This is a genomic window from Pontitalea aquivivens (assembly GCF_046507575.1).
Lineage (GTDB): Bacteria > Pseudomonadota > Alphaproteobacteria > Rhodobacterales > Rhodobacteraceae > Pontitalea > Pontitalea aquivivens.
The window spans coordinates 1-3255 of the sequence record NZ_JBKFEY010000065.1 but is presented as its reverse complement, the minus strand read 5'-3'; the positions used below and the strand labels follow the sequence as shown (position 1 = coordinate 3255).

6 protein-coding genes are annotated in these 3255 nt (G+C 66.8%); 2 read left to right on the top strand and 4 right to left on the bottom strand.

Annotation, left to right across the window (positions count from 1 at the left end; genetic code table 11):
* From ACK8OU_RS19995 to ACK8OU_RS19985, 3 genes are all read right to left on the bottom strand, one after another.
* Positions 1–377, bottom strand: a 377-nt coding sequence (locus tag ACK8OU_RS19995) for a head maturation protease, ClpP-related (RefSeq protein ID WP_410305087.1), incomplete at its 3' end; no start/stop codon positions are given.
* Positions 378–381: 4 nt separating this feature from the next.
* Positions 382–1845: a phage portal protein gene (locus ACK8OU_RS19990; RefSeq protein WP_410305086.1), complete on the bottom strand. Its 1464-nt coding sequence runs from the start codon at positions 1843–1845 to the stop codon at positions 382–384.
* A 56-nt stretch (positions 1846–1901) separates the two neighbouring features.
* Positions 1902–2117, bottom strand: coding sequence for a phage head-tail joining protein (locus ACK8OU_RS19985; protein WP_410305085.1), 216 nt, complete (start codon positions 2115–2117; stop codon positions 1902–1904).
* A gap of 46 nt (positions 2118–2163) precedes the next feature.
* Between ACK8OU_RS19985 and ACK8OU_RS19980 the strand changes: the two genes are divergently transcribed.
* Complete coding sequence (locus ACK8OU_RS19980) at positions 2164–2781, top strand: plasmid pRiA4b ORF-3 family protein (RefSeq protein WP_410305084.1); 618 nt, start codon at positions 2164–2166, stop codon at positions 2779–2781.
* Positions 2778–3041 carry a GIY-YIG nuclease family protein gene (locus ACK8OU_RS19975; RefSeq protein WP_410305083.1) on the top strand — a complete coding sequence of 88 codons (264 nt, stop codon included), beginning with the start codon at positions 2778–2780 and terminating at the stop codon, positions 3039–3041. The genes ACK8OU_RS19980 and ACK8OU_RS19975 overlap by 4 nt, the downstream gene beginning before the upstream one ends.
* Here ACK8OU_RS19975 and ACK8OU_RS19970 read toward each other — a convergent pair.
* The coding region (locus tag ACK8OU_RS19970) for a terminase gpA endonuclease subunit (protein ID WP_410305082.1) at positions 3042–3255 on the bottom strand (214 nt) is incomplete at its 5' end.

The window sequence follows — 3255 nt, the reverse complement described above, 5'->3', positions numbered from 1 at the left end:
TCCCGCATGTCCTCGGCCGTGCCCATGACCAGCCCCGACGGGTCATGGATCATCAGAAAGGCGTTTTCCGGCATCACGACCGTGTCGCCCGCCATGGCGATGTAGCTCGCCGCCGAGGCCGCGATTCCATCGATCCAGACGGTGATCTCGCCCGCATGGCGCTTCAGCGCGTTGAAGATCGCCACCGCGTCGAAGACCGAGCCGCCGGGGCTGTTCAGGCGCAGGTCGAGGGCGGCATTATCGGGCAATGCGCCGAGTTCGGCCAGAAAGCCCTTCGCAGTGACGCCATAGGCGCCGATCTCGTCATAGATCAGCACTTCCGTGCGCGATCCCGCCGCGCCGCTCGCCCGGGCACGGATCCTGTACCAGCTCTTCATCTGTTCACTCCTGTTCGGGGTCGGCATCGGCGCCGTTGGTATCGGCCGCGTCCCCGCCCTTGCCGGGCTCGGGCCGGCCCGTGGGTGTCGCCCGTGCGCCTTGGGTCTCGCCGGGACTCGTGCGGTAATGCAGACCCAGCGCCCCGGCCCGGGCCGCATCCGCCGCATTCTCGCGGTCAACCTCCTCGACATCATAGCCGGTGGCCTCGACCACCTTGCGCCGCGAGGTGATGCCGGCCTCCATCGCCAGAACCTGCGCCTGGATGTCCTTCAGCGGATCGACCCAGTCCCAGCGCGGCGGGATCCATTGCACCGCTCGGGCGGTGGCCGGATCGTCGATCTTGAGCGCGCCTGCCAACACCGCCGTCTCCAGCCAGCGTCGCCAGACCGGCCGGCAGAGCTGATGCGCCAGCACGCCATGCTGCAGCTGCTGCACGCGACGCCGGAATTCGACCAGTTCCGCGCGCAAGGAGGAATAGTTCGCCTGCCGCACATCGCCGGTCACCAGGTGATAGGGCAGCCCGAGGGACGCCGACACGGCCAGCAGCGTGCGGTACTGGAACGCCTCGTAGCCCCCGCCGACATCGGCGGGGCTCGAGAACTTCACATCCTCGCCCGGCAACAGGACCTGCATCGTTCCGGGCTCGAGGCTGGCAATCGCGGCGCCATCGAGATCGGCCGCCCCCTCGCCCAGCAGCGGCTCTTCCGGCGCGGTCTTGGTAATGAAACCCGCAAACATCGCAGCCGTCTTCTTCCGGTCGAGTTCCGCATCGTCATACTGATCGAGCAGAAACAGCCGCACCATGGCCGGGGCCACATGCGGCAGGCCGCGGATCTGGCCTGCATCGAGCGGGCGGTAGATATGCAGCACATCTTCGGCCGGCACGCGCACGGTGTCGGGCACCGCGACCCGCTGGTCGGTGCTGTCGCCCGGATGGCGGCGGCGGAAGTGATAGGCGACGCGTCGGCCGATCCGGTCGAATTCGATCCCGCAGCGGATCCGATTGCCATTCAGGGCAACTTCCGTCTTCTCGAAGGGCAACATCTCAGCTTGCAGCAGTTGCAGTTGCAACGGCACCAAAAGCCCATCCTCCGCCCGGCGTGGTCGCAGCCGCACGAAACATTCGCCCGCGACGAACATCTCGCGCGCGACCATCGCCTGCAGCCCGTAGAAATCCGTCAGGCCATCGGCATCGGCCTCGTCGGTCCAGGCCAGCCAGAGCTTCTGGACCCGGTCGCGTAGGGCCGGATCCTCGATCAGCGAAGACGGCTTGATCCCATCGCCCACCAGATTGGCGGCGAAGGCCTCGCAGGCATTCGCCGCATAGCCATTCGTTACCACCAGTTCCCGCGCCCGGGCCAAGAGCCGCGGCCCGCCCGAGGCCACCAGGGCGTTGATGTTCTCCAGAGGCGGATTCCATCCGCGCAGACGACGCTTGGCCATCGCCCCTTCGAGACGCGCGCGCATGGCATCAGGGCCACCCGGCTTGGCGCGGCGCAAGAAATCAAAGAGTGCCAATGCTCTCAGAGCCCCTTGCTGCTCGTCACCCGGACCTGGCGCACGATGCGCCGTCCCTCGGCGGTCGCGATTTCGCGATCCAACGCCTCGATCGCCCGGTCGATCTCGGCCACGCTGCGATAATCCACCGTCTTACCGTCATAGCTGACCCGGGCCACGCCCGAGGCGCGCTGTGCCGCCAAAGCCTCGCGGCGGGTGCGCAGCTCGGTGATTGTCGGCATGATCCTCGCCCTTTATCTTCTGCTGCGACAGTAACCGGAGCCTGCCATGTCAGAACCCATCGCCCGCGTCCGGATCGAACTGGAGCGCACGGACCCCGTTGTCTGGCGCGAACTTGATCTGCCGCTCTCCACCACGCTCGCAACGCTGCATGACATCATCCAGGTCGTGATGCGCTGGCAGGATTATCACCTTCATGAATTCCTGGTCGGCGAGAAGGTCTACGGCGTTCCCGATCCGGAGGACGTCTTCGATGAGCGCAGGGTCTACAAGGAAAAGGGCATGCGCCTCACCACACTGATCGAACGCGGTCTGCTCGATTTCCTCTACGTCTATGACTTCGGCGACAACTGGCGGCATCGCGTCACCATCGGCGATGTCCGGCAGGGCGAGCCCGGTGCCGAATATCCCCGCTTTGTCGCCGGTGCGCGGCGCGCGCCCCCGGAAGATGTCGGAGGAATCACGGGGTTCGAGGAATTCCTCGAAGCGATGGCGGATCCCGAACACGAGCAGTTCCAGCAGATGCTCGACTGGTACGGCGAGGTCTTCGATCCCGAGGACATCGAAGAGCCCTGGATCACTATGATCCTCCAGGAAAATTTTGCCGCCCGACGCCGCGGCCCGTTGCAAAGCCATCGCGGCACAGCACGCAGGAAGCGGACATGACCGGTTTCGTCTATGTGCTCGGCAGCGCCACCGCGCAGGGCTACCGTACCTATGTCGGCTGGACGCTCGATCTCGAGCGTCGCTTGGCCCAGCACAATTCCGGCACCGGCGCGAAATCGACGCGCGGCCGGGCCTGGTGCCTGCTCTATGCCGAGCGTCTTCCGGACCGGATCGAAGCGATGCGCCGGGAATGGCATCTCAAGCGCGATCGTCCCCTCCGACACCGCCTCGCCCAATCCGCGCAGGGCCTTGGGGTCTGATCACCCCATGTAGCTCGACCGCACCGTCCGCCGCCGCGCCGAGGGCCGCGGCGAGGATTTCGCCGGCACGTCGTGTCCAGCGCCGGCGGGGTCCACCGCCAGCTGCCGCTCCAGTTCCTGCCAGCGCGCCTCCGGCCAACGGTCCGCGCCCACGATCCAGGCCGCCGCGCGGGCATAGACCCGGCAATCCAGCGCCTCGTTGCGCTCGCGCAGC

Excerpts from the sequence above, each read along its gene's own strand:
- ACK8OU_RS19980 (WP_410305084.1), top strand. The coding sequence starts at position 2,164 with ATGTCAGAACCCATCGCCCGCGTCCGGATCGAACTGGAGCGCACGGAC.
- ACK8OU_RS19990 (WP_410305086.1), bottom strand. The coding sequence starts at position 1,845 with ATGCGCGCGCGTCTCGAAGGGGCGATGGCCAAGCGTCGTCTGCGCGGA.
- ACK8OU_RS19985 (WP_410305085.1), bottom strand. The coding sequence starts at position 2,117 with ATGCCGACAATCACCGAGCTGCGCACCCGCCGCGAGGCTTTGGCGGCA.
- ACK8OU_RS19975 (WP_410305083.1), top strand. The coding sequence starts at position 2,778 with ATGACCGGTTTCGTCTATGTGCTCGGCAGCGCCACCGCGCAGGGCTAC.